Source organism: Streptomyces sp. NPDC015532, assembly GCF_043078065.1.
In the GTDB taxonomy this organism is placed as follows: domain Bacteria; phylum Actinomycetota; class Actinomycetes; order Streptomycetales; family Streptomycetaceae; genus Streptomyces.
Map to the genome: position 1 here is coordinate 261,167 of NZ_JBIBSY010000014.1, position 21,337 is coordinate 282,503.

The 21,337-nt window shown below is 72.5% G+C and carries 18 protein-coding genes; 11 read left to right on the forward strand and 7 right to left on the reverse strand.

Features of this window, described 5'->3' with window-relative positions; all coding sequences use genetic code 11:
* Positions 1-64: 64 nt before the first annotated feature.
* Entirely contained in the window at positions 65-646 is a 582-nt protein-coding gene (locus ACF07B_RS33320; RefSeq protein ID WP_392181687.1) for a sigma-70 family RNA polymerase sigma factor, read from the reverse strand.
* Between the two features lie 445 nt (positions 647-1,091).
* Between ACF07B_RS33320 and ACF07B_RS33325 the strand changes: the two genes are divergently transcribed.
* A complete protein-coding gene (locus ACF07B_RS33325; protein ID WP_392181710.1) occupies positions 1,092-1,505 on the forward strand; it encodes an STAS domain-containing protein in 414 nt (137 codons plus the stop codon).
* A 260-nt stretch (positions 1,506-1,765) separates the two neighbouring features.
* Entirely contained in the window at positions 1,766-2,278 is a 513-nt protein-coding gene (locus ACF07B_RS33330) for an EF-hand domain-containing protein (RefSeq protein WP_369483003.1), read from the forward strand.
* A gap of 24 nt (positions 2,279-2,302) precedes the next feature.
* On the opposite strand, the gene ACF07B_RS33335 is transcribed toward ACF07B_RS33330, so the two are convergent.
* Positions 2,303-3,835, reverse strand: coding sequence for a class I adenylate-forming enzyme family protein (locus ACF07B_RS33335; protein ID WP_392181688.1), 1,533 nt, complete (start codon positions 3,833-3,835; stop codon positions 2,303-2,305).
* 256 nt (positions 3,836-4,091) lie between these two features.
* Between ACF07B_RS33335 and ACF07B_RS33340 the strand changes: the two genes are divergently transcribed.
* From ACF07B_RS33340 to ACF07B_RS33355, 4 genes are all read left to right on the forward strand, one after another.
* Complete coding sequence (locus tag ACF07B_RS33340) at positions 4,092-5,279, forward strand: amidohydrolase family protein (RefSeq protein ID WP_392181689.1); 1,188 nt, start codon at positions 4,092-4,094, stop codon at positions 5,277-5,279.
* Positions 5,279-6,433 carry an acyl-CoA dehydrogenase gene (locus tag ACF07B_RS33345; protein ID WP_392181690.1) on the forward strand — a complete coding sequence of 385 codons (1,155 nt, stop codon included), beginning with the start codon at positions 5,279-5,281 and terminating at the stop codon, positions 6,431-6,433. The genes ACF07B_RS33340 and ACF07B_RS33345 overlap by 1 nt, the downstream gene beginning before the upstream one ends.
* Positions 6,434-6,442: 9 nt before the next feature.
* Entirely contained in the window at positions 6,443-7,456 is a 1,014-nt protein-coding gene (locus tag ACF07B_RS33350; RefSeq protein ID WP_392181691.1) for an acyl-CoA dehydrogenase family protein, read from the forward strand.
* 479 nt (positions 7,457-7,935) lie between these two features.
* Complete coding sequence (locus ACF07B_RS33355; RefSeq protein WP_392181692.1) at positions 7,936-8,397, forward strand: ATP-binding protein; 462 nt, start codon at positions 7,936-7,938, stop codon at positions 8,395-8,397.
* Between the two features lie 676 nt (positions 8,398-9,073).
* Here the strand turns inward: ACF07B_RS33355 and ACF07B_RS33360 are convergent.
* Positions 9,074-10,009, reverse strand: coding sequence for a cyclase family protein (locus ACF07B_RS33360; RefSeq protein ID WP_369483008.1), 936 nt, complete (start codon positions 10,007-10,009; stop codon positions 9,074-9,076).
* Positions 10,010-10,105: 96 nt separating this feature from the next.
* Here ACF07B_RS33360 and ACF07B_RS33365 point away from each other — a divergent pair, with 96 nt between their 5' ends.
* From ACF07B_RS33365 to ACF07B_RS33375, 3 genes are all read left to right on the forward strand, one after another.
* Positions 10,106-11,017 carry an SDR family oxidoreductase gene (locus ACF07B_RS33365; protein ID WP_392181693.1) on the forward strand — a complete coding sequence of 304 codons (912 nt, stop codon included), beginning with the start codon at positions 10,106-10,108 and terminating at the stop codon, positions 11,015-11,017.
* A 31-nt stretch (positions 11,018-11,048) separates the two neighbouring features.
* A complete protein-coding gene (locus tag ACF07B_RS33370; protein ID WP_392181694.1) occupies positions 11,049-12,248 on the forward strand; it encodes an acyl-CoA dehydrogenase family protein in 1,200 nt (399 codons plus the stop codon).
* Between the two features lie 109 nt (positions 12,249-12,357).
* On the forward strand, positions 12,358-13,407 hold the full coding sequence (locus tag ACF07B_RS33375; RefSeq protein WP_369486478.1) for a Zn-dependent alcohol dehydrogenase: 1,050 nt from the start codon (positions 12,358-12,360) through the stop codon (positions 13,405-13,407).
* Positions 13,408-13,515: 108 nt separating this feature from the next.
* On the opposite strand, the gene ACF07B_RS33380 is transcribed toward ACF07B_RS33375, so the two are convergent.
* Positions 13,516-14,517, reverse strand: a complete 1,002-nt coding sequence (locus tag ACF07B_RS33380; RefSeq protein WP_392181695.1) for a GlxA family transcriptional regulator — start codon at positions 14,515-14,517, stop codon at positions 13,516-13,518.
* 71 nt (positions 14,518-14,588) lie between these two features.
* On the opposite strand from ACF07B_RS33380, the gene ACF07B_RS33385 reads away from it, so the two are divergent.
* Complete coding sequence (locus ACF07B_RS33385) at positions 14,589-15,926, forward strand: MFS transporter (protein WP_392181696.1); 1,338 nt, start codon at positions 14,589-14,591, stop codon at positions 15,924-15,926.
* A 112-nt stretch (positions 15,927-16,038) separates the two neighbouring features.
* Here the strand turns inward: ACF07B_RS33385 and ACF07B_RS33390 are convergent, their stop codons facing one another.
* A complete protein-coding gene (locus ACF07B_RS33390; RefSeq protein ID WP_392181697.1) occupies positions 16,039-16,674 on the reverse strand; it encodes a flavin reductase family protein in 636 nt (211 codons plus the stop codon).
* 165 nt (positions 16,675-16,839) lie between these two features.
* Here ACF07B_RS33390 and ACF07B_RS33395 point away from each other — a divergent pair, with 165 nt between their 5' ends.
* Positions 16,840-17,808, forward strand: a complete 969-nt coding sequence (locus ACF07B_RS33395; RefSeq protein WP_392181698.1) for a hypothetical protein — start codon at positions 16,840-16,842, stop codon at positions 17,806-17,808.
* A 73-nt stretch (positions 17,809-17,881) separates the two neighbouring features.
* On the opposite strand, the gene ACF07B_RS33400 is transcribed toward ACF07B_RS33395, so the two are convergent.
* Both ACF07B_RS33400 and ACF07B_RS33405 read right to left on the reverse strand, forming a co-directional pair.
* Positions 17,882-18,742: an enoyl-CoA hydratase/isomerase family protein gene (locus tag ACF07B_RS33400; protein ID WP_392181699.1), complete on the reverse strand. Its 861-nt coding sequence runs from the start codon at positions 18,740-18,742 to the stop codon at positions 17,882-17,884.
* Positions 18,743-18,815: 73 nt separating this feature from the next.
* Positions 18,816-21,041, reverse strand: a complete 2,226-nt coding sequence (locus ACF07B_RS33405; RefSeq protein ID WP_392181700.1) for an acetate--CoA ligase family protein — start codon at positions 21,039-21,041, stop codon at positions 18,816-18,818.
* Between the last annotated feature and the right edge of the window lie 296 nt (positions 21,042-21,337).

Here is a 21,337-nt window from a genome sequence, read left to right on the forward strand (position 1 = left end):
TCCTCGTGCCCGCCCGCGCGCCCCTCCCCGTCGTCGGACGACGTGAACCGGCCAGGTTCCTCACTCACCGCGCACCCCCGGGTTTTGGCGGTGCGCCGGCGGGCCCGGCGTCGTGGGCGGTCGACAGCAGCTGGAGGCCGAGGCGCAGCCGGCGGCGGGCCTCGTCCTCGGTGACGCCGAGATCGGCGGCCGCCTGGCGGTAGTCGCGGCGCTGGAAATACGCCAGTTCCAGGGCGGTCCGCAGCGGCGTGGGCATGGACGTGACGATGTAGTCCGCGCGGGCGGCGACGGACGCGCTGCGCACCTTGCGTTCCAGCTCCTCGGCGGTGCCGTCGCCGCCCCGGGCGAGCGCGGCGGTCTCGGTGGCGCGCAGGCGCTGCACGGCCAGCCGGTGGGTCAGGGTGGCGACCCAGGAACGCAGCGGGCCCTGCTTGGGGTCGTAGGCGTCCGGGTTCTCCCAGACATGGGCGAAGACCTCGCGGGTGATCCCGTCGGCGGCCCGTTCGTCCCCGAGCACGCGATGCGCGAGACCGTGCACGAGCGAGGCGAACCGGTCGTACAGCTCGCCGAGCGCGGCGGCCTCCCCGCGCGAGAGCCGCTGTTGCATCTTGCGGTCCCAGCGGGGTGGTGCGTCCTGCGTCGCCATACGGCCCCCTCACCCCTGGTCGTGCCCGGCGCCCGTCCCTGCGTCCGCCCGGTGTACCGGCCGTGTCCCCTGTCGCTGTCCCGTCATGCGGTGCCGCCGTCCAGCCTGTGCGCACCCGCTGTCTTGAATGTAGTCGGCACGCCCGGCAGCGCACGCCCCTTTGCGTCAATGTGCGCCCCTGGGCGGGCCGTGGATGGTAGAAGCGCGCCACTTCCACCCTTCTACCTGATCGCAACTGGCCATATGCGACCGAAAGAGAACCCTCGTGAAGCTTTTTCGACCGTAGACAGGCGTTTCTTCCTGGCGAGATCCGTGTTTCATGGAACTACGACGGGGCAGCCGCGCTGGAAGGAAGCGTACGGAGTGCTTCCGTTTCTGCTGGGCGAGGCGAGCGAGAGGCGTGGCGGTGACGCTCAAGGTGACGCACGTGACCGACGTGCCCGACATGACCGACGGCGAGGGCGGCGCGGACCGCACGGGGAGAGGGAGTACGGGCGCCCCGCGCGGCCACGAGGGCGAGTGGGTCGTGCTGCGGGTGTCGGGCGAGCTCGATCTCGTGACGTCGCCCGCGCTGCGCCAGAACGTCCACGACGTGGTGGCGGCGGGCCGGCACAGCGTCGTCCTGGACCTGTCCGAGGTCGTGTTCTGCGACTCCAGCGGCGTCGGCGTCCTGATCGCCGCCCGCCGCCTCATGCGCTCCTGCCGGGGGCGTCTGCGGCTGATCCTGCCCGCGCAGGGCGCGGTGGACGGCTCCCACGTCAACCGTGTCCTCGGGGCCCTCGGCGTGCGCCGGCTCTTCGACGTGTACCCCGACGTCGACGCGGCCACGGACGAGGAGTCCAGCCCGCTGTCGGCCTGACGTCCCGCTCACGGTCCGTCCTCTTCGCCCTCCCTCGCCGCCCCGCGCCCCCGCGCCCCCGCGCCCCCCGCGTCCTCGCCCGGAGCGACATCCCCTGATCACCGCCCGGCACACCAGCACGCCGTTGTCGCGGAATTCTTGCGGTCTTGGTACAACCGTCGCTTTCCGGCGCCCCGGACCGTTCGGGCGTCGTACGCTCCGTCCCAGATGAACCGCAGTCCGGCCGAGGCCGGCTGAGAAGTGAGGCGGGCCGACACACCATGGTCAGTTCCGAGTACGAGCGCAGGATCGCCGCCCGGTTCGCCGGCTTCGACCAGGACGGCAACGGCTACATCGACCGGGAGGACTTCAACGCCGCGACCAAGGCCGTCCTCGCCGAGTTCGGCACGCCGGCCCGGTCGGACAGGGGCCAGGCCCTCTACATCGGCGCCGAGGCGTTCTGGCAGGGCATGGCGGGGATAGCGGACCGGGACGGCGACCAGCGGATCACGCGCGAGGAGTTCGTGAGCGGCGCCGTGAAGCGGCTGCGCGACAACCCCGACCGGTTCGCCGAGATCGCCCGCCCCTTCCTGCACGCGGCCCTCGCCGTGGCGGACACCGACGGGGACGGCGCGGCCACGGTCGAGGAGACCACGCGCGTCCTCAGGGCCCTGGGTGTGGGCGACGCCATCGCCGCCACCGTGGCCGCCGCCCTGGACGCGGACACCGACGGACGGATCGGCGAGACGGAGATCGTGAGCGGGTTCGCCCGCTACTTCACCGTCCCGGAGTGAGCGGAGCGGGCCGTCGGGCGGCTCTCATCCCGAGAAGCGCTCCCTGAGCCGGTACTTGAGCACCTTCCGTAGCGTCTCGTTGCGCGGAAGGGCGTCCACGACCTCCAGCTGCTCCGGCAGCTTGTGCACGGACAGCCCTTCCCCGCGCAGATACGACGTCACGGCGGCCAGCGTCAGCTCCGGGGCGTCCGGCGGCTGTTCCACCACCGCGCACACGCGTTCCCCGCGCTCGGCGTCGGGCAGTCCGATCACGGCGGCGTCGCCGACCGCCGGGTGCCGGTGCAGCAGATCCTCGATCTCCTTCGCCGAGATGTTCTCGCCCTTGCGGATGATGATGTCCTTCACCCGGCCGGTCAGGACGAGGTGACCGCTCCCGGTCAGATGCCCCACGTCCCCGGTGATCAGGAACCCGTCCGCGTCGAACGCCTCCGCGGTCTGTTCCGGGTCCAGGTATCCCTGGCAGACCGCCTCCCCCCTGAGCCGCACGTCACCGTCGGCACCGCACGGCCGGGCGGCGCCCGCCGCGTCCACGATCCGTATCTCCATGCCCCGCGGGGGCCTGCCCTCCGTGGTGGCCAGGTTCTCGGCCGTGTCGTCCGGCGCGCCCATCGTGATCATCGGGACCTCGGTCATCCCGTATCCGTGGGTGAGCTGTACGCCCATCTCCCGGACCACGGAGTGGTAGACCTCGGGCGGCTTGGGGGCCCCGCCGCCGGCGAGCAGCCGCAGCGTGGGAATGACCGGCTCCCCGGGCCGCTTGCGCTGTTCGGCGAGGAACATCGAGTAGAACGCGGTCGAACCGCCCGCCACCGTCACCCCGTGCCTGCGGTACTCCTCCAGGGCGGCGGGCAGCGCGAAGTGCTCGAACATCACGGCCGGGAATCCGTACAGCAGCAGCATCACCGTGTAGTCCGGTCCGGCGATGTGCGCGTACGGGAAGGCCATCGAGCCGACGTCGCTCTCGGACAGCCGCAGGGCGTGGGCGAGGCAGGAGCCGCCCGCGATCAGTGAACGGTCGGTGTGCAGCACACCCTTGGGGTCGGAGGTGGTGCCCGAGGTCCAGTAGATCCAGCGGACACGGGTGCCGTCCGAGGGCGGGTCGGGCAGGACGGCGGGATCGCCGTCGGGCAGATCGTCGTACGCCTCGAAGACGTTCTTCGCGTCCAGCCGGTGGGCCATCGCGGTGTGGTCGAAGCCGCGCCACTCGCCCGGGACGGCGACGTACTCGGCCTTCGACTCCCGCAGCGCGAAGCCGACCTCGCGGTCGCGGTAGAAGGGGATCACCGGCGACTGCACGGCGCCGACGCGGGCCAGCGCGAAGGACAGCAGGGCGGTCTCGATCCGGGTGGGAAGCTGCCAGGCGACCACCGTGCCCGGCCGTACGCCCTTGTCGTGGAGGCCTGCCGCCACCCGTTCGGCGCGGTCGCGCAGCTCGCCGAAGGTCAGCGAACGGTCGCCCTGGAGCAGGACGGGCCGGTCGGGGGTGAGGTCGGCGCGGCGGTCGACCAGTTCCCACAGCGTGCGCGCGGAACTCAGGGCGTGGGCGATGTCGTTCACTGCGACCCCCTGTGGTCGGTCACTTCGGCGAACCGAGCTGACGGACAGTCAGATCGTGCGCAGAGCGTAGGGCTCGCCGCCTTGTCGGTCCATAGGCGCGGGGCTAGCCTGCTTCTGAACAGAGATCTGACGGGCCATCAGATCCGTCAGATCCGGACTCCGGGAGCGGCGCTCCGGACACGGCTCACCGGATACGGCCCATCGGACGCGTCGCGGGGACACCCGCCGACGGACCCGCACGCAGGCGGAGGGGACCATGACCGAACTGCCCCGCATCATCAGCGTCGACGACCATGTGATCGAGCCCGCGCACCTCTTCGAGACCTGGCTGCCGCGGAAGTACCACGACCGGGGGCCGAAGCCGCTGACCGCCGGAATCGGTGAACTCGCCTACGTCGCGGGCAAGTACCAGATCACGATGGACCCGGACGGTCCGCCGACCGACTGGTGGATCTACGAGGACCTCAAGTTCCCGTACAAGCGCAACATCGCCGCCGTCGGCTTCGACCGCGACGAGATGACACTGGAGGGCATCACCCGCGCGGAGATGCGGCGCGGCTGCTGGGACCCCGCCGAGCGGCTCAAGGACATGGACCTCAACCATGTCGAGGCCAGCCTCTGCTTCCCCACCTTCCCGCGCTTCTGCGGCCAGACCTTCGCCGAGGCGCACGACAAGGAGGTGGCTCTGGCCTGCGTGCGGGCGTACAACGACTGGATGGTCGAGGAATGGTGCGGCGACAGCGGCGGCCGGCTGATCCCGCTGTGCCTGATCCCTCTGTGGGACATCGACCTCGCGGTCGCCGAGATCCGCCGCAACGCCGCCCGGGGCGTGAAGGCCGTCACCTTCTCCGAGATCCCCACCTACCTCGGGCTGCCCTCCATCCACTCCGGCTACTGGGACCCGTTCTTCGCGGTCTGCCAGGAGACCGGGACGGTCGTGAACATGCACATCGGCTCGTCGTCCCAGATGCCCGCCGCCTCCCCCGACGCGCCCCCCGCCGTCCAGGCCTCGCTGTCCTTCAACAACGCGATGGCCTCCATGATGGACTTCCTGTTCAGCGGCGTCCTGGTGAAGTTCCCGCGCCTCAAACTCGCCTACTCCGAGGGCCAGATGGGCTGGATCCCGTACGCCCTGGAGCGTGCCGACGACGTCTGGTCGGAGCACCGCGCCTGGGGCGGGGTCAGGGACCTGATCCCCGAGCCCCCGTCGACGTACTACTACCGGCAGATCTTCTGCTGCTTCTTCCGCGACAAGCACGGGGTGGCGTCCCTGGACGTGGTGGGCCGCGACAACGCCACCTTCGAGACGGACTACCCGCACGTCGACTCGACCTTCCCGCACACCAAGGAGGTCGCCCTCGACCATGTGAAGGGCCTCGACGACGAGACCGTCCACAAGCTGATGCGGGGCAACGCCATCCGCATGCTGGAGCTGGACCTGTAGTGGACCTGACGTACACCCCCGAGGAGGAGGAGTTCCGCGCGCGGCTGCGGACATGGCTCGCCGGGGTCCTGCCGGCGCTGCCGCCGAAACCGTCCCCGCACGACTGGCCCGCGCGACGGGCGTACGACCTCGGCTGGCAGCGGATGCTGTACGACGCCGGGTACGCGGGGCTGCACTGGCCCGTCGACGCCGGCGGCCGGGGTGCCACGCCGACCCAGCACCTCATCTACCTGGAGGAGACCGAGAAGGCGGGCGCCCCCTACGTGGGGGCCAACTTCGTCGGGCTGCTGCACGCGGGGCCCACGATCGCCTCCGAGGGGAGCGCCGGGCAGCGGGCGCGCTGGCTGCCGCCCGTGCTGCGCGGCGAGGAGGTCTGGTGCCAGGGCTTCAGCGAGCCGGACGCCGGCTCCGACCTCGCGTCGCTGCGCACGCGCGCGTGGCGTGACGGCGACGACTACGTGGTCAGCGGGTCCAAGATCTGGACCTCCCACGCCGAGGTGGCCGACTGGTGCGAGCTGCTGGTGCGCACGGACCCCGCCGCGCGTAAGCACCGGGGCATCACCTGGCTCGCGATGCCGATGGACGCGCCCGGCATCACCGTCCGGCCGCTGCGCACGCTCGCGGGCTCCACCGAGTTCGCGGAGGTCTTCCTCGACGAGGTGCGCGTCCCGGTCGCCAACCGGGTGGGCGCCGAGAACGACGGCTGGCGCGTGACCATGGTGACGCTGTCCTACGAGCGGGGCACCGCCTTCGTCGGCGAGGTGGTCGCCTGCCGGCGCGTCCTGTCCGAGGTCGCGCGCGAGGCGCGGAAGAACGGCCGCTGGGACGACGCCGTACTGCGCCGCCGTCTCGGCGGCCTGAACGCCGAGTTCCGCGCGCTGTGGCGGCTCACCCAGTGGAACGTCAGCGAGGCGCAGAGCACCGGGGGCGGGCCCGGTGTCGGCGGTTCGGTCTTCAAGCTGAGGTACTCGCACGCCCGCCAGGAGCTGTTCGACGCCGCCGCGGAGGTTCTCGGCCCCGAGGCCCTGGACCTGGGGCGGGATTGGACCCTGGTCCGGCTGTCGTCGCTGTCGTACACCATCGCGGCGGGCACGTCGCAGATCCAGCGGAACATCGTGGCCGAGCGGATCCTCGGCCTGCCCAAGGGGAGGTGAGTTCGAGCGATGGACTTCCGGCTGACCGAGGACCAACGGGCCCTGAGGCAGGGCATACGCGACCTGTTCGAGGGCCGGTTCGGACGGGAGGCGCTGCGCGCGGCCGTGGACCGGGCGGACGCGAAGCGCGGGGCGGGCGCCCCGGAGAGGGCGGACGGGACGGGCACGGCAGGCCGGAGAGAGGGGACGGCCGGGGGGCGCCGGGGGAGCGGCCGGGTGCTCGACCGGGAGCTGTGGCACGAGCTGGGCGCGGCGGGGTTCTTCGCGCTGCGCCTGCCCGAGGCCGAGGGAGGCGTCGGGCAGGGACTCCCGGAGGCCGTGCTGGCCTTCGAGGAGGCGGGGCGCGTCCTGCTGCCGGGCCCGCTGATCGCCACGCACCTCGCCGCGGGCACCGTGGCCGGGGCCGCCGCCGGGGACGTGGTCGTGACGTCCGCCGACGGGGGGCTCGTGGAATGGCTGGAGGAGGCCGACGTCGTCCGCGGCGACGTCACCGGAGCCGAGCCGATGGTCCCGGTGGACCCGCTGACCCCCCTGCACCGGCTGCCCGTGACCGACGGCCGGCCGCCCGGCGGGGGCGTGCTCGGGGCGGCCCGGACGCCGGACGGGCTGCTCGCGTCGCTGTTCACCGCCGCCGAACAGCTCGGCAGTGCCGCCCGGACCTGCGAGAGCGCCGTGCAACACGCCCGGACGCGCGAACAGTTCGGGCAGCCGATCGGCGCCTTCCAGGCGGTGCAGCATCTGTGCGCGGGCATGCTCGCGCGGGTCGAGGTGGCCCGCGCGGCCGTCTACGCCGCTTCCGTCACCGCCGACCCGGTGGACATCGCGGCGGCCCGCCTGCTCGCCGACCGGGCCGCCGTGCGCGGTGCCCGCGACTGCCTCCAGGTGCACGGCGGCATGGGCTTCACCTGGGAGTCCGACGTTCATCTGCACCTGAAGAGAGCGTGGACGCGGACGCACCGCACCGGCGGAGCCACGCGGAGTGAGGAGGAGTTGGCGGACGATCTGGTGGCCGGGACGGCGTGAAGGCCGGCCGCACCGGGGCGCCACGGGAGGAACGGGGGCGGATGTCGCGGATCGTGGCGGAACGGCATCACGGAGCGTTGAGACCGGGTTGTGTCCTAGGCGTGACTTGTCACGGCCTGGAGTCGGCGCCGGGCTCCGGTACCTTGTGTGGGATGCGAGTGGTTCTGAGGCTGAGCCATCCCGGTGTTGCCCCCGAGGCCGCGCCGGACCCGGCGATGCGCGCCGTTCGCAAGGCGGGACGGACCCCCGTACCTGCCTGTTCGACTCCCCTTGGCGAGCGTCGCACAGTATGCCGCACGCGTACTCCTTCGCGCTGGAATATGCCCGAAGCGCTTGTTGGGGTGACTGTACGTCAACCATGCTGTCTCGTAAGGGAATCACGTTCCGTGATCCTTGTTCTGGCCATGCAGAAAATGGCTACGATCGTGGCCCTTGTGAGGCGCGAGGCGATGTGTCCGCCGGTTCGGATGGTGTGAGCGGTGCAGGTGCTTCAAGTGCAGCTGGAGATCCGGCCCGACCCCGCAGAGGTGGGGCGAGCCCGGCGGTGGGCCCGTTCAAGGCTCGCGGGGTCCGGGATAGATGCCGATGAACCACTCGCCGAGACGCTGATCCTGCTCGTCTCCGAGCTCGTCACGAACGCCGTGGTGCACACCGGGTGTCCGGCCGTGCTGCGGCTGTGTCTGCCGGGCGGTGCCGGGGACGCCACCGTGCGCCTCGAAGTGGCCGACTCCAGCGCCCGGCCGCCCATGCCCCGGCACGCGGACGGTGACGAGACCAACGGCCGCGGCCTGGAGCTGGTCGACGGCCTCGCGGACCGCTGGGGCTGGAATCCCGAGGGTGCCGGCAAGCGCATCTGGTGCGAGCTGGACCGCTGCGCCTCGGGCGCCGCGCAGGACTCCCCGTACGGCGCCTGTGGCGGCTTCGCGTACGAGGCGGTCTAGGAGCTCTCCGGGCGGCCGGTCCGTCCGGTCCATCCGGTCCGTCCGGCCGGCTCGGCATGACTCTCGCGGATGCCGTGCGGCCAGGTTCTCGTAGGCGCCGCGCCTGAGCCGGGCCGCGCTGTGTCGTGCCGTGCCGGGCTGCGGTGTGCATGCTGGGGCGTCGGGGCGATCCCTCCTTCTCGCACACGTCTCGCGTTTTGTGCATGTATGCACGAAACCGCTGTACACGGCCGCGGTTGTGGCCGAATGCGCCGGGTCGTGCTTCCGTACGCGTGGTCTCAAATAGGGTGGAGTACCGCAAATCCCCGATCGGGTGTTGACGTGGCGTGTCCGTTTGATCACGCTTGTGTTCAGCGATTCGCCGCGAGGGGACGGCGAGGGTTCCGGTGACGGGGGCTCTCGGCGAGTGTGGGTCGTGATTCGGCGTCGGCTCCCCCACGGTCAGGGGAGGCAGGGCGGGAACGCCGGAGGCGGATGGCGGCGCGCGATGCCGTGCCCGGGGAGAGGTGGGGACCTTCCGGCCGGGCGCAGTCGAGAGTGGGGGAGGCGCGCCGCCGGCCGGCCCTCGGGCGAAGAGGCTCGGGGTCGGCCCTCGGACGGAGAAGCCCTGGGCCGGCCCCCGGTCGGACGGAACCTTGGAGCGTTGCCCCCTGAGGTGCCCGAGGTGGACGAATCGTCAGAAAATGGCCACGGGTGCCACCGGGGTGCCGGTCCCGCCGACGAAGGGTTCCGGCATCGCCGACAGCAGGAAGGCGTAGCGGTTTTCTTGTCCACAGGCTGTGGACAACTCTTCGAGGTTCCAGTTCTGGCCCTGAATCATCCCCATTTCGACCAGATCGAGCGCGTGCACGGGCAGCCACAGGTCCTCGATCTCGGGCGGGAAGATCTCGAACGTCAGGGTGTCGTTGGCGACCGCCGCGACATCGCGCGCGTGGAACCACTCGGGGGTGCGCACCGACAGACCCGGCGACGGATACCCGTACCCGTGCTTGTCGCCCGCCAGATAGACCTGGATCTGCCCGGTCCGTACGAGCACGATGTCGCCCGCCCTCACCCGCGTGCCCGCCAACTCCTCCGCCGCCTCAAGGTCTTCGGGGGTGACAGCGTGCCCGCCGGCCAGCCGGTGCTCGCCGCGCGCCCGCGCCACGTCGAGCAGGACGCCCCGCGAGACGATGTGCCGCGGCTTGTCGATCCCGCCGAACTCGGCGCCGCCGTGCGGGGTGACGGTGGAGGCGGGGCGTCCGTTGTAGAGCCTGCCGGAGTGCGAGACATGGGGCAGCGCGTCCCAGTGGGTGGCTGCCTGGAGGCCCATGGTCACGGCGTCGTCGCTGCACGCCACCGTGCCGGGGCCGAAGATCTCCTGGTTGATCTGCACCATCGCGTGCAGCGGATTGACCCGCCCCGGGATCATCCCGGTCTGCACACCGTCCTGCTGGAGCGGCAGGGCGAGCGGCACGCGGCGCCCGGTCCGCACCGTCGCGGCGGCCTCCCGCACCACCTCGTCGGTGACGAGGTTCAGCGTCCCGATCTCGTCGTCGTCCCCCCAGCGCCCCCAGTTGTTGACGCGCTTCGCGATCTCGTGGAACTCCGGATGAAGCGTCGGCCGCGACATGAGTCCTCCCCGGGGGCTTGTCTCCAGGTATCTGACGGGTCGTAGAATCCGAGTTGAATCTAACGGACCGTCAGAAACTGCGGGAAGGGGCCGGGCATGGGGAACTTCCTTGCGGGCAAGGTCGTCGCCGTCACGGGCGCGGGCCGGGGGATAGGCCGGGCGGTCGCCCTCGCCGCGGCCGCCGAGGGCGCGCGCGTCGTCGTCAACGACTACGGCGTGTCCGTCGAGGGCGGCGAGCCCACGAGTTCGGTCGCCGACACCGTCGTCAAGGAGATCGAGGCGGCCGGCGGGGAAGCGGTCGCGGTGGCCGACGACATCTCGACGATGGCCGGCGGGCAGCGGGTCGTCGACACCGCGCTCGCCTCGTACGGGCGGATCGACGGTGCGGTGTGCGTGGCCGGCATCCTGCGCGAGCGGATGCTCTTCAACATGTCCGAGCAGGAGTGGGACCCCGTGGTCGCCACCCATCTCAAGGGCACGTTCACGCTCTTCCGGGCCGCCTCGGCGGTGATGCGCAAGCAGGGCTCGGGCACGCTGATCGGCTTCACCAGCGGCAACCACCAGGGATCGGTGGCCCAGGCCAACTACAGCGCGGCGAAGGGCGGGATCATCTCGCTGGTGCGCAGCGCGGCCCTCGGACTGCACAAGTACGGGGTCACCGCGAACGCCGTCGCGCCCGTCGCTCGTACCCGCATGTCGGCGAACGTGCCCATGGAGCTGAAGGAGATCGGCGAACCGGAGGACGTGGCCGCTCTCGTGGTCTACCTGCTGTCGGACCGCGCCCGTGCGGAACGCATCACCGGGCAGGTCTACACGATCGCCGGACCCAAGATCGCCGTGTGGGCCCAGCCCCGCGAACTGCGCGCCGGTTACGCCGAGGGCGGCTGGACCCCGGAGAGGATCGCCGACTTCCTGCCCGGGACCGTCGGCGTCGATCCGATGCCGCTGCTGGAACAACTGGAGGCGATGGCGCGGGCGGCGGCGGACAAGGCACGCCCCAACGCGTAGCCGTGCCCCGGGCACGGCGGGAGGAGAGCGCGTGGATTTCGCATTCGGCCCGCAGGACGAGGCCTTCCGGCGCGAGGCGCGGGCCTGGCTGGAGGAGCGTCTGACCGGCACCCCCGGGCGCCGCGACTGGGAGCGGGAACTCGGGAAGGGCGGCTGGATCGGGCTCGGCTGGCAGGAGGACGGGTACGGCAACCGGCGTGCGGACCTGACCCGTCAGGTCGTGTGGGCCGAGGAGTACGCCCGCTCCGGGGCTCCGGCCCGCTCCGGGCACATCGGCGAGAACCTGCTGGCGCCCACGCTCATCGCGCACGGGACAGCGCGGCAGAAGCGCCGCTTCCTGCCGCCGGTCGCCGAGGGCCGGGAGCTGTGGTGCCAGGGGTACAGCGAACCCGGCGCCGGCTCGGACCTGGCCGGAGTGCGCACGGCCGCCGTACGGGACCCGGGGGCGGGCCCCGCGGGGGCGTACCGGATCACGGGCCAGAAGATCTGGACCTCGCTCGCCCACGAGGCCGACTGGTGTTTCGTGCTCGCCCGCACGGAGCCGGGGTCCACCCGCCACCACGGCCTCTCCTTCCTCCTCGTCCCCATGGACCAGCCCGGCCGCGTCGAGGTCCGTCCGATCCGCCAGCTCACGGGCACGAGCGACTTCAACGAGGTGTTCTTCGACGGCGCGGTGGCCCGGGCCGAGGACGTGGTCGGCGGCGAGGGGAACGGCTGGCAAGTCGCCATGAGCCTGCTCGGTTTCGAGCGCGGGGTCTCCACGCTGGCCCAGCAGATCGGATTCGCCGAGGAGCTGGGACGGGTGCTGCGGACGGCCGTCGCGACGGGAGCGGCCGGGGATCCCGTCGTACGCGACCGGCTCGTGCGCCTGTGGGCCGAGCTGCGCACGATGCGCTGGAACGCCCTGCGCACCCTGGGCGCCTCCGAGGGCTCGGGGAGCCCCGGGAGGGCCGGCGGCTCCGGGGGCGAGGGGGCGCCGAGTGTGGCGAAGCTGCTGTGGGGCGGCTGGCATCGGCGGCTCGGTGAACTGGCGGTCCAGGTACGCGGGGCCGCCGCGGCGGCGGGTCCGGTGGACCGGTCGGCCGCGCTGCCCTACGAACTGGACGCCGCCCAGCACCTGTTCCTCTTCAGCCGGGCCGACACGATCTACGGCGGCTCGGACGAGATCCAGCGCACGATCATCGCCGAGCGCGCGCTCGGCCTGCCGAGGGAACCCCGGGGCCGGCCATGAGCCGGCGGGACGGCCGGGTACGGCGTGAGAACGGCCCGGTACGGCCGGGAACAGCCCGGCACGGAACGGGATCGGCCCGGGGTGGCCCGGGAAGAGGGGAGCCGGCGCGATGCGAGGCGTGATCTTCGACGGGAAGAGGACCCAGGTCGTGGACGACCTGGAGGTACGCGATCCAGGGCCCGGAGAGGTTCAGGTGGCGATCGCCGCGGCGGGACTCTGCCACAGCGATCTCTCCGTGGTGGACGGGACCATCCCCTTCCCCGTTCCCGTGGTGCTGGGCCATGAGGGGGCGGGCGTGGTGGAGGCCGTGGGCGCGGGCGTCAGCCATGTCGGGCCCGGCGACCATGTGGCGCTGTCCACCCTGGCCAACTGCGGGACGTGCGCGGAGTGCGACCGGGGGCGGCCCACGATGTGCCGCAAGGCGATCGGCATGCCGCAGCGGCCGTTCGCGCGCTCGGGCGAACCGCTCCACCAGTTCGCCGCCAACTCGGCCTTCGCGGAGCGCACGGTCGTGAAGGCGGTGCAGGCGGTCCGGATCCCGAAGGACATTCCGCTGACCTCGGCCGCGCTGATCGGCTGCGGGGTCCTCACGGGTGTCGGAGCGGTCCTGAACCGGGCGCGGGTCGACCGCGGCGACACCGTCCTGGTCATCGGCACCGGCGGCATCGGTCTCAACGTCATCCAGGGCGCCCGGCTCGCGGGCGCCCTGCGGATCGTCGCCGTCGACTCCAATCCGGCCAAGGAGGCCGTGGCCCGCCGGTTCGGCGCGACGCACTTCCTCACCTCGGTGGACGGGGTGAAGGACATCCTGCCGACCGGCGCCCAGCACGCCTTCGAGTGCGTCGGCCGCGTCGAACTCATCCGCCAGGCCGTCGACGCGCTCGACCGGCACGGCCAGGCGATCCTGCTCGGCGTCCCCCCGGCGACGGCCGAGGCCTCCTTCCTCGTCTCCTCGATGTACCTCGACAAGTCCATCCTGGGCTGCCGCTACGGCTCGTCCCGCCCCCAGCGGGACATCGCCCTGTACGCCGAGCTGTACCGCGAAGGCCGGTTGCTGCTCGACGAGCTGGTGACGGCGACGTACCCGGTCGAGGACTTCGAGAGGGCGGCCGAGGACGCGCACGCGGGGAAGGTGGCGCGGGCGGTGCTGACGTTCTAGTGCCGTGTCAGTCAAGGTTTGCCCTTCGAGGGCCGGGCGTCGCGACGGGGCGAACCTTGGCTGACGCGGCACCAGCGCCCGCGCGGGCACCGTTCGCGCGCCGGGGGGTCATCGTTCGGCCGCGGCGCCGGATCTGAAGGTGCGCCGGTAGGTGGTCGGGGTGACGCCGAGGGTCGTCTGGAGATGCTGGCGCATCGACTGGGCCGTGCCGAAGCCGGCGTCGCGGGCCACCTGGTCGATGGACAGGTCGCTGGACTCCAGGAGATGGCGGGCGTGCTCCACGCGCTGCCGGGTGAGCCACTGGCCGGGGCTGACACCGACCTCCTCGCGGAAACGCCGGGTGAAGGTGCGGACCGACATGGACTCCTGCCCGGCCATGTCCCGGAGCTGGATCGGCTCGTGGAGGCGGCCGAGCGCCCAGGCGCGGGCGGCGGTCGTGGTGGCCGCCCGCGCCTCCGGGACCGGGCGCTGGATGTACTGCGCCTGGCCGCCGTCGCGGTGCGGCGGTACGACGGTCCGGCGGGCCACCTCGTTGGCGACGGCGGCCCCGTGGTCGCGGCGTACGAGATGCAGGCACAGGTCGATCCCGGCCGCGACCCCGGCCGAGGTGAGGACGTCCCCGTCGTCGACGAAGAGCACGTCCGCGTCGACGTCGACGTTCGGGAAGAGCCGCTGGAAGTGCTCGGCGTGCATCCAGTGCGTGGTGGCGGGGCGCCCGTCGAGATATCCGGCGGCGGCGAGGACGTAGCCGCCGGTGCAGATGGAGACGAGGCGGGTGCCGGGACGGATGTGGGTGAGGGCGGCCGCCAGCTCCGGGGTCAGGATGCCCTCCTGCTGCACGGGGCCCAGTTCGTACGAGGCCGGGACGATGACGGTGTCGGCGGTGGCCAGCGTCTCGGGTCCGTTGCCGACGAGGACCGAGAAGTCCGCGTCCGTCTCCACGGGGCCCGGCGGCCGGACCGAGCAGGTGACGACCTCGTACAGCGGACGCCCGTCGGTGTCCCGCGCCTTGCCGAAGATGCGCTGCGGAATGCCCAGCTCGAAGGGGATCAGACCGTCCAGAGCGAGGACGGCGACGCGGTGCCGGGGCGACGTACCGGAAGGGGCCATGGCCCGATCCTAACGAATGCTGTCTTTCGGGCCAGTGGTCCACCGGCGCCCGTTCCCCGAAGCTCGATGACGTGACCCAGACAACCGAAGCCGCGCAGGCCCCGGAGGACTCCCGGCCCGTCCGCCCCGCCCCGTCTCACCGCGTCCACCGCGCCTGGTTCGTCGCCGCCGTCGCCTTCGTGACGATCATCGGCGCGGCGGCCTTCCGGTCGCTGCCGGGGCTGCTGATCGATCCGCTGAACGAGGAGTTCCACTGGTCGCGCGGCACGATCGGCGCGGCCGTCTCGATCAACCTCGCGCTCTACGGACTCACGGCGCCGTTCGCCGCGGCGCTCATGGACCGCTTCGGCATCCGGCGCGTGGTGGCGGTCGCCCTGACCGTCATCGCGGTCGGTTCCGGGCTGACGGTGTGGATGACGGCGGCCTGGCAACTGCTCCTGTGCTGGGGCCTGTTGGTGGGCCTGGGGTCCGGTTCGATGGCGCTCGCCTTCGCGGCCACGGTCACCAACCGCTGGTTCACCGAGCGCAAGGGCCTGGTGACGGGCATCCTGACGGCGGCCTCGGCCTCGGGACAGCTCATCTTCCTGCCGCTGTTGTCCTGGATCGTCACGGAGCACGACTGGCGTCCGGCCGCGGTGACCGTGTCCCTCGCCGCCCTCGCGGTCGTCCCCTTCGTCTGGCTGCTGCTGCGCGACCACCCGGCCGACGTCGGCCAGATGCCCTACGGGGCGAAGGAGTTCGTACCGAAGCCCGAGCCCGTACGGGGGGCCGCCCGGCGCGCGGTGACCGTGCTGTTCTCCGCCGTCCGCACGGGCCCCTTCTGGCTGCTGGCCGGGACGTTCGCGATCTGCGGCGCCTCGACGAACGGCCTGGTCCAGACACACTTCGTGCCCGCCGCCCACGATCACAGGATGCCCATCACCGCGGCCGCCTCGCTCCTCGCCGTCGTCGGTGTCTTCGACGTGATCGGCACGATCGCCTCGGGCTGGTTCACCGACCGCTTCGAGCCGCGCCGTCTGCTGGCGGTGTACTACGCCCTGCGCGGCATTTCGCTGCTGTTCCTCCCGATGCTGCTCGCCCCGGCCGTGCACCCGCCGATGATCTTCTTCATCGTCTTCTACGGCCTCGACTGGGTGGCCACCGTCCCGCCCACCCTGGCCCTGTGCCGTGAGCGCTACGGCGAGGACAGCGCCATCGTCTTCGGCTGGGTGCTCGCCTCCCATCAGGTCGGCGCCGCGCTCGTCGCCTTCCTCGGCGGCGTCGCCCGCGACCGCTTCGGCTCGTACGACGTGGTCTGGTACGCCTCGGGCGCGCTGTGCGCCGCGGCCGCGCTGATGGCCCTGGTGATCCGCCGCCACCGTCCCGCGGTTGCGGCCGCGACCCCGGCGGTGTCTCCGGCTCCCGCGTGACGGTCGCGCCCCGCCCAGCGTCCGGTGGGGCGGGGCATGCCCCGCGTCAGGCGGGGCCGCTCCCGTCCCGGCCCGCCGGGCTGCGGTGCGGAACCGGCGACCCGTCCTCGCGTCAGGTGAGGAACCGGCCCTTGTGGAAGAGCAGCGGCGGCACGTCCGCGCCCTCGTCGCCGTCGCCGTCGCCGCTCGCCCCGAGGGCGTCCACGCGGCCCACCACGATCAGATGGTCCCCGCCCGTGTGCACCGCGTGGATCGTGCAGTCGATCCAGGCCGCGGCGCCCGCGAGGCGGGGGGAGCCGGACACCGGAGCGGCGTCGTGGACCACCCCGGCGAACTTGTCCGCACCGCTCACCGCGAAGCCGCGGCACAAGTCGCCCTGGTGCGCGCCGAGTACGTTGACGCAGAACACGCCGGCACGGGCGATGCGCGGCCACGTCGTGGACGTACGGCCGACCATGAAGCAGATCAGCGGAGGGTCCAGGGAGAGCGCGGCGAACGACTGGCAGGCGAACCCGGCCGGGCCCGCCGGGTCCTCGGGGTCCGCGGCCGGTGCCGTCACGACGGTCACGCCGGTCGCGAAGTGGCCCAGTACGTACCGGAACCGGGCCGGATCGACCGGCGCCCGCTCGTCCTCGCCGACCGCGCGCAGATCCGGGCGCGGCAGCGCCTCGACGGGCCCCGCGACGGTGGGGGCCCCGGCCGACCTGAGGTAGCGGACGGCGGCGGCGGCCATCCCTGCGTGTCCCATCACGCCTTCCATTGAAGCTGACGGCATGTCAGATAGGAAGGGGTGGGCGAGGCCCGGAGGGCGGGATCGCGACGGGTCAGGGGCGAAGGCCCCGCGGAGCCCGCCGCAGCGGCCCGCGGGAACCCCTCGGGGAGCCGTGTGTTTCGCCCGCGTATCTTTCGCCTCATGGGGTGGGGAGACTCAGGGAGGCGGGCGCGCTCCCGGTTGACATGGGCGGACGGCGAGGTGAACCTCGCCGCGGCGATCTGCGCGGCGCAGTTCGCGGTCGCCCTCACCGTCCGGTGGGTCGCCACGTTCGACGACGACGACCACGGCGTGGGGCTGGGCGGTGGACTCGCCGGCGCCGGGTTCCTGTGCATGCTGGTCTTCGGGCCGCAGCTGCTCGCCGTCCTCGGACTGCTGCACACGGCGATGTATACGATGCCGGCGGCCACGCTCGCCCGCTGGGCGACCCGGCGCGCACCCGGTCCCGAGGGCGCCTGGCACCTGGCCTTCGTCCTCGCGCTCGGCACGCTCTGGGCCGCTCTCGCGGTCGCACTCGGCGGCCTCGCCCCCACCGGCGCCACGGCCCTGCTGATCGCCGTGTCCGGTGTCCCGCCGACGCTGGGTGTCGCTTTCGTGCGGCGGCGCGAACGCGTCACCGGACGCCCGCCGAGCGCCGACCGCGTCTGGTTCCGCTGGGCGCTCGTGAGCCTCGGGGCGTGCGCCCTGGTCGTGGCGGCGGGCACCGTGGGGCTCGCCACGGGACTCGTCCAGGAGTACGAGCCCCCGAAGCTCGGCGTCGACCGGCTCACCGGCGTCTGGCGCGGCGATCACGGGGCCGAGCTGCGGCTGCGCGCCGACGGGCGGGCCGAGCTCTCGGGCGTGCCCGCGCAGCCCGAGTTCGGGGACGTGGCCACCAAGGATTTCACGCGCTGCGACGGCGTCGGCACGTGGTTCCTCGACACCGCCGGCCACTACGACCCGTACGCCGACGAGCCCGCCTCCGATCGGCGGGACGGCGTGGTCGTGCGCGTCGGCGACTGCGGCCACGACACGTACTGGACCATCGGCGGCACCGAGGCCCACCCGGAACTCTTCGTCCTGTTCGGCGACCCCGACGCGGGGGATCTGCGCATATTGCGGCGGGGGTGAAGGGGGCCGGCCGGGCGTCCGGGTTCGGCCGGTGGGGGGGTCGGGCCGCGCCGGGTGCGCCGGGTGCGGTCTGTCAGCGGCCCTTGAAGCGGGGGGCCCGGCGCTCCACGAAGCTCGCCACGCCTTCGGCGGCGTCCGCCGTCGTCATGTTGATCTCCTGCGCCGCCGCCTCCGCCGCGAAGGCGCCGGCCCGGTCGGTGTCGAGGGAGGCGTTGACGAGCTGCTTGGTGAGGGCGAGGGCGCGGGTGGGCCCGGCGGCGAGCCGCTCGGACCACGCGCGGGCCGTCTTCTCCAACTCCTCGGCCGGTACGACCCGGTTGACGAGCCCGATCCGCTCGGCGTCCGAAGCGCTCAGCGCGTCGCCGAAGAACATCAGCTCCTTCGCCCGCTGCGGGCCGACGAGGCGGGGCAGCAGATAGGCCCCGCCGCCGTCCGGTACGAGACCGCGGCGCACGAACACCTCGATGAACCGCGCCGGTTCGGCCGCGAGGACGAGGTCGCACGCGAAGGCGAGGTGCGCGCCGATCCCGGCCGCCGTGCCGTTGACCGCCGCGATCACCGGCTTCTCGCAGTCGAGGACGGCGGCGATCAGGCGCTGTGCGCCCAGCCGGATGGTGCGGGCGACATCACCCGGCACCCGTTCCCCGGCGGGTGGACCGCCCCGCAGGTCCGCTCCGGCGCAGAATCCGCGGCCGGTGGCGGTGATCACCACGGCCCGCACGCCGGGGTCGGCGGAGGCCGCCGCGAGCAGATCGATCACGCGTTCGCGCTGGTCCCAGGTGAGCGCGTTCATCGTCTCGGGCCGGTCGAGGGTGATCCACGAGACCGCGTTGTCAGTGGCGTGCCGTATCAATGAGTCGAGGGACTTTTCGGCTGGTGCGGGAGTTTCAGGCGAATCAGGAGCTTCATGGGATATATGGGGGGAGTCGGTCATGAAGATGCTCCGTTTCGTCCGGGGACGGGCCCGTCTCGTCCGGGGGCGGGCCCGCGTCGGGGTCGGCCTCGGCTCAGCGGCACATCACCAGCGCGTCCAGGGCCACGGCTCCCTGTCCCCGGGGCAGCACCATCAGCGGATTGATGTCCAGCTCCGAGATCTCGTCACCGAGTTCCAGCGCCATCCGCTGGACCCGGATCACGACCTCGACCAGTGCGTCCACGTCCACCGGCGGGCCCCCGCGCACCCCGTCGAGCAGGGCCCGGCCCCGCAGCTCGGACAGCATGGCCCGCGCCTGGTCGTCACCGAACGGCGGCACGCGCACGGCGGTGTCCCGCAGCACCTCGACGAGGACCCCGCCGAGCCCGACGGTCACGGTCGGTCCGAAGAGCTGGTCGTGCGTGACACCGACGACCATCTCGACGCCCCGCTCGACCATCTGGCAGACGAGGACCCCGTCGAGCGAGATTCCCTCGTAGCGGGCGATGTCGGTCAGCTCGCGATAGGCGTCGCGGACCTGGCTGGCGGAGGTCAGGCCGATCTTGACCAGGCCGAGTTCGGTCTTGTGGGCGATCTGCGCGCCGGAGGCCTTCATGACCACCGGGTAGCCGACCTGGCTCGCCGCCCGCACGGCCGCCGCCGCGCTGGTCACCAACTGCTCGCGCGGCACGCGGATCCCGTACGCCCGCAGAAGCTGCTTGGCGCCGTGCTCGCTGAGCTGCTGACCCGGACGCATCAGGGCCTGCGCCTTGCGGAAGGAGGGCGACGGGGTGCGCGGGGCCTCGTCGAAGGGCGAGCGGTAGGCGGCGGTGAACCGCGCGTGGTCGAGGTGGGCGCGGACCGCGGTGATGCAGTTGGCGAACGTACGGAAGGTCGCGACCCGGGAGGAACCGAGCAGGGTCTCGCGGTAGGCCGCCTCGGTACCGACCGGCGAGCCCCACACCACGCACACCAGCTTGTCCGTCTGTTCCGCCGCGTCCACCAGGTCCTGCGCCAGCTTGTCGCTCATCGGCGGGAAGGGTCCGGTGATCGGGCAGATCAGCACGCCGACGGCGGGGTCGGCGAGGATCGCGTCGATGATCTTCCGGCCGCGCCAGTCGCCGACCGGGTGGCCCCCGTTGTCGACCGGGTTGGCGACGTTCAGGTACTCCGGTATCCAGGTGTGCAGTTCGGCCTGCTTGGCCTCCGAGAGGACCGGCAGGTCAAGGCCCGCCTCGGTCGCCAGGTCCGCGAAGTGCGCGCCCGTGCCGCCCGAGATCGAATAGACGACGACCCCGTCGGCCTGCGGCGGGCGGGCCCGCGCCAACAGGGCCGCGGTGTCCTGGAGTTCGTCGAGTCCGTCGACGCGGATCACGCCGTACTGCCGCATCGCCGCGTCCACCACGGTGTCGGCGCCGGTCAGCTTGCCGGTGTGCGAGGCGGCGGTCCGGGCGCCGGTCTCGGTGCGGCCGACCTTCACGGCGACGACGGGCACCTTGCGCCGGGCGGCGCGGTCGGCGGCGAGCAGGAAGGAGCGGCCGTCCTTGAGTCCCTCGACGTAACAGGCGATGGCGCCGACCTCGGGCCGCTCGGAGAAGTAGGAGATGAAGTCCGCGGTCTCCAGGTCGGCCTCGTTGCCGGTGGGCGCCCAGTGCGAGATGCGGACGCCCAGCTGCTGCATCGCGAACACCGGGCGGCCCTGGTGGCCGGACTGGGTGATGAGCGCGATGGCCGGGCCGTCGAGGTCGTCGCGGAAGTTCTCGAACGCGTTGAGATTGGTGTTGGGCCCGAGCAGCCGCAGGCCGGAGCCGCGCACGGCGGCCGCGAGCCGGGTCTGGGCGGCGGCGCCCTCGGCCCCGGTCTCGGCGAATCCCGAGGCGAAGGCGACGGCGAACCTCACCTTGGCCTCGGCCAGTTCGCCGATCACCGGAAGGGGGTCACCGACGAGGAGCACCGCCAGATCCACCTGCTCCGGCAGGTCCGCGACGGACGGGAGGCACGGCAGACCGAAGACGGACCGACGCGTGGGATGCACCGGGTGGAGCCGGGCGCCGACCCGCCCGGCCCAGTCGATCAGCTGCCGGGTGATCCCGGTGTTCGGCCGTCCTTCGGCGTCCGAGGCGCCGATGACGGCCACGCACTCGGGACGGAAGAAGCGGTCCAGGTCGGGTACGGCGGCGTACAGCGGGCGACCGCTGACGTCCAGGTCGTCGACCTCGGCCGGCCGGCCGTGCACGACCGGGGAGGGCTGCTCGCCGCAGGCGATGACCCTGGCCCGGCGGGAGTCGGTGGTGAGGGTGCCGTGGGTTGATCCAAGCATCGGTCCGCCGCTCCTGTGTGACAGCCAATGGTTAACTGACGCACTGTCAGATTACGCAACTGACGCCGTGTCAGGAACCGTTGTGCAGGGGTGGGCTTCTGTTAGGTACCCGGCGGGGGTTCTGACGTACCGCGGTCCCGACCGGTTCGCTGCGCCGGCGTTCGCGGGTTCGCTTGCGTCGGCGTCGGCGTCTTCGGGTGCGTTGTGGGTCGGGGCCGTGCCGGTGCATCAGCCCGTCGCCGTTGGGTGAGGGGTGGGCGTCGGTGGCGACGGGCATCGATGTACCGGCACGGCCC

What these genes read in the sequence shown, in the direction of transcription:
- ACF07B_RS33320 (WP_392181687.1), bottom strand. Translation starts at nt 646, where the DNA reads ATGGCGACGCAGGACGCACCACCCCGCTGGGACCGCAAGATGCAACAG.
- ACF07B_RS33325 (WP_392181710.1), top strand. Translation starts at nt 1,092, where the DNA reads ATGACCGACGGCGAGGGCGGCGCGGACCGCACGGGGAGAGGGAGTACG.
- ACF07B_RS33330 (WP_369483003.1), top strand. Translation starts at nt 1,766, where the DNA reads ATGGTCAGTTCCGAGTACGAGCGCAGGATCGCCGCCCGGTTCGCCGGC.
- ACF07B_RS33340 (WP_392181689.1), top strand. Translation starts at nt 4,092, where the DNA reads ATGACCGAACTGCCCCGCATCATCAGCGTCGACGACCATGTGATCGAG.
- ACF07B_RS33350 (WP_392181691.1), top strand. Translation starts at nt 6,443, where the DNA reads ATGGACTTCCGGCTGACCGAGGACCAACGGGCCCTGAGGCAGGGCATA.
- ACF07B_RS33360 (WP_369483008.1), bottom strand. Translation starts at nt 10,009, where the DNA reads ATGTCGCGGCCGACGCTTCATCCGGAGTTCCACGAGATCGCGAAGCGC.
- ACF07B_RS33365 (WP_392181693.1), top strand. Translation starts at nt 10,106, where the DNA reads ATGGGGAACTTCCTTGCGGGCAAGGTCGTCGCCGTCACGGGCGCGGGC.
- ACF07B_RS33375 (WP_369486478.1), top strand. Translation starts at nt 12,358, where the DNA reads ATGCGAGGCGTGATCTTCGACGGGAAGAGGACCCAGGTCGTGGACGAC.
- ACF07B_RS33380 (WP_392181695.1), bottom strand. Translation starts at nt 14,517, where the DNA reads ATGGCCCCTTCCGGTACGTCGCCCCGGCACCGCGTCGCCGTCCTCGCT.
- ACF07B_RS33390 (WP_392181697.1), bottom strand. Translation starts at nt 16,674, where the DNA reads ATGGGACACGCAGGGATGGCCGCCGCCGCCGTCCGCTACCTCAGGTCG.
- ACF07B_RS33395 (WP_392181698.1), top strand. Translation starts at nt 16,840, where the DNA reads ATGGGGTGGGGAGACTCAGGGAGGCGGGCGCGCTCCCGGTTGACATGG.
- ACF07B_RS33400 (WP_392181699.1), bottom strand. Translation starts at nt 18,742, where the DNA reads ATGACCGACTCCCCCCATATATCCCATGAAGCTCCTGATTCGCCTGAA.
- ACF07B_RS33405 (WP_392181700.1), bottom strand. Translation starts at nt 21,041, where the DNA reads ATGCTTGGATCAACCCACGGCACCCTCACCACCGACTCCCGCCGGGCC.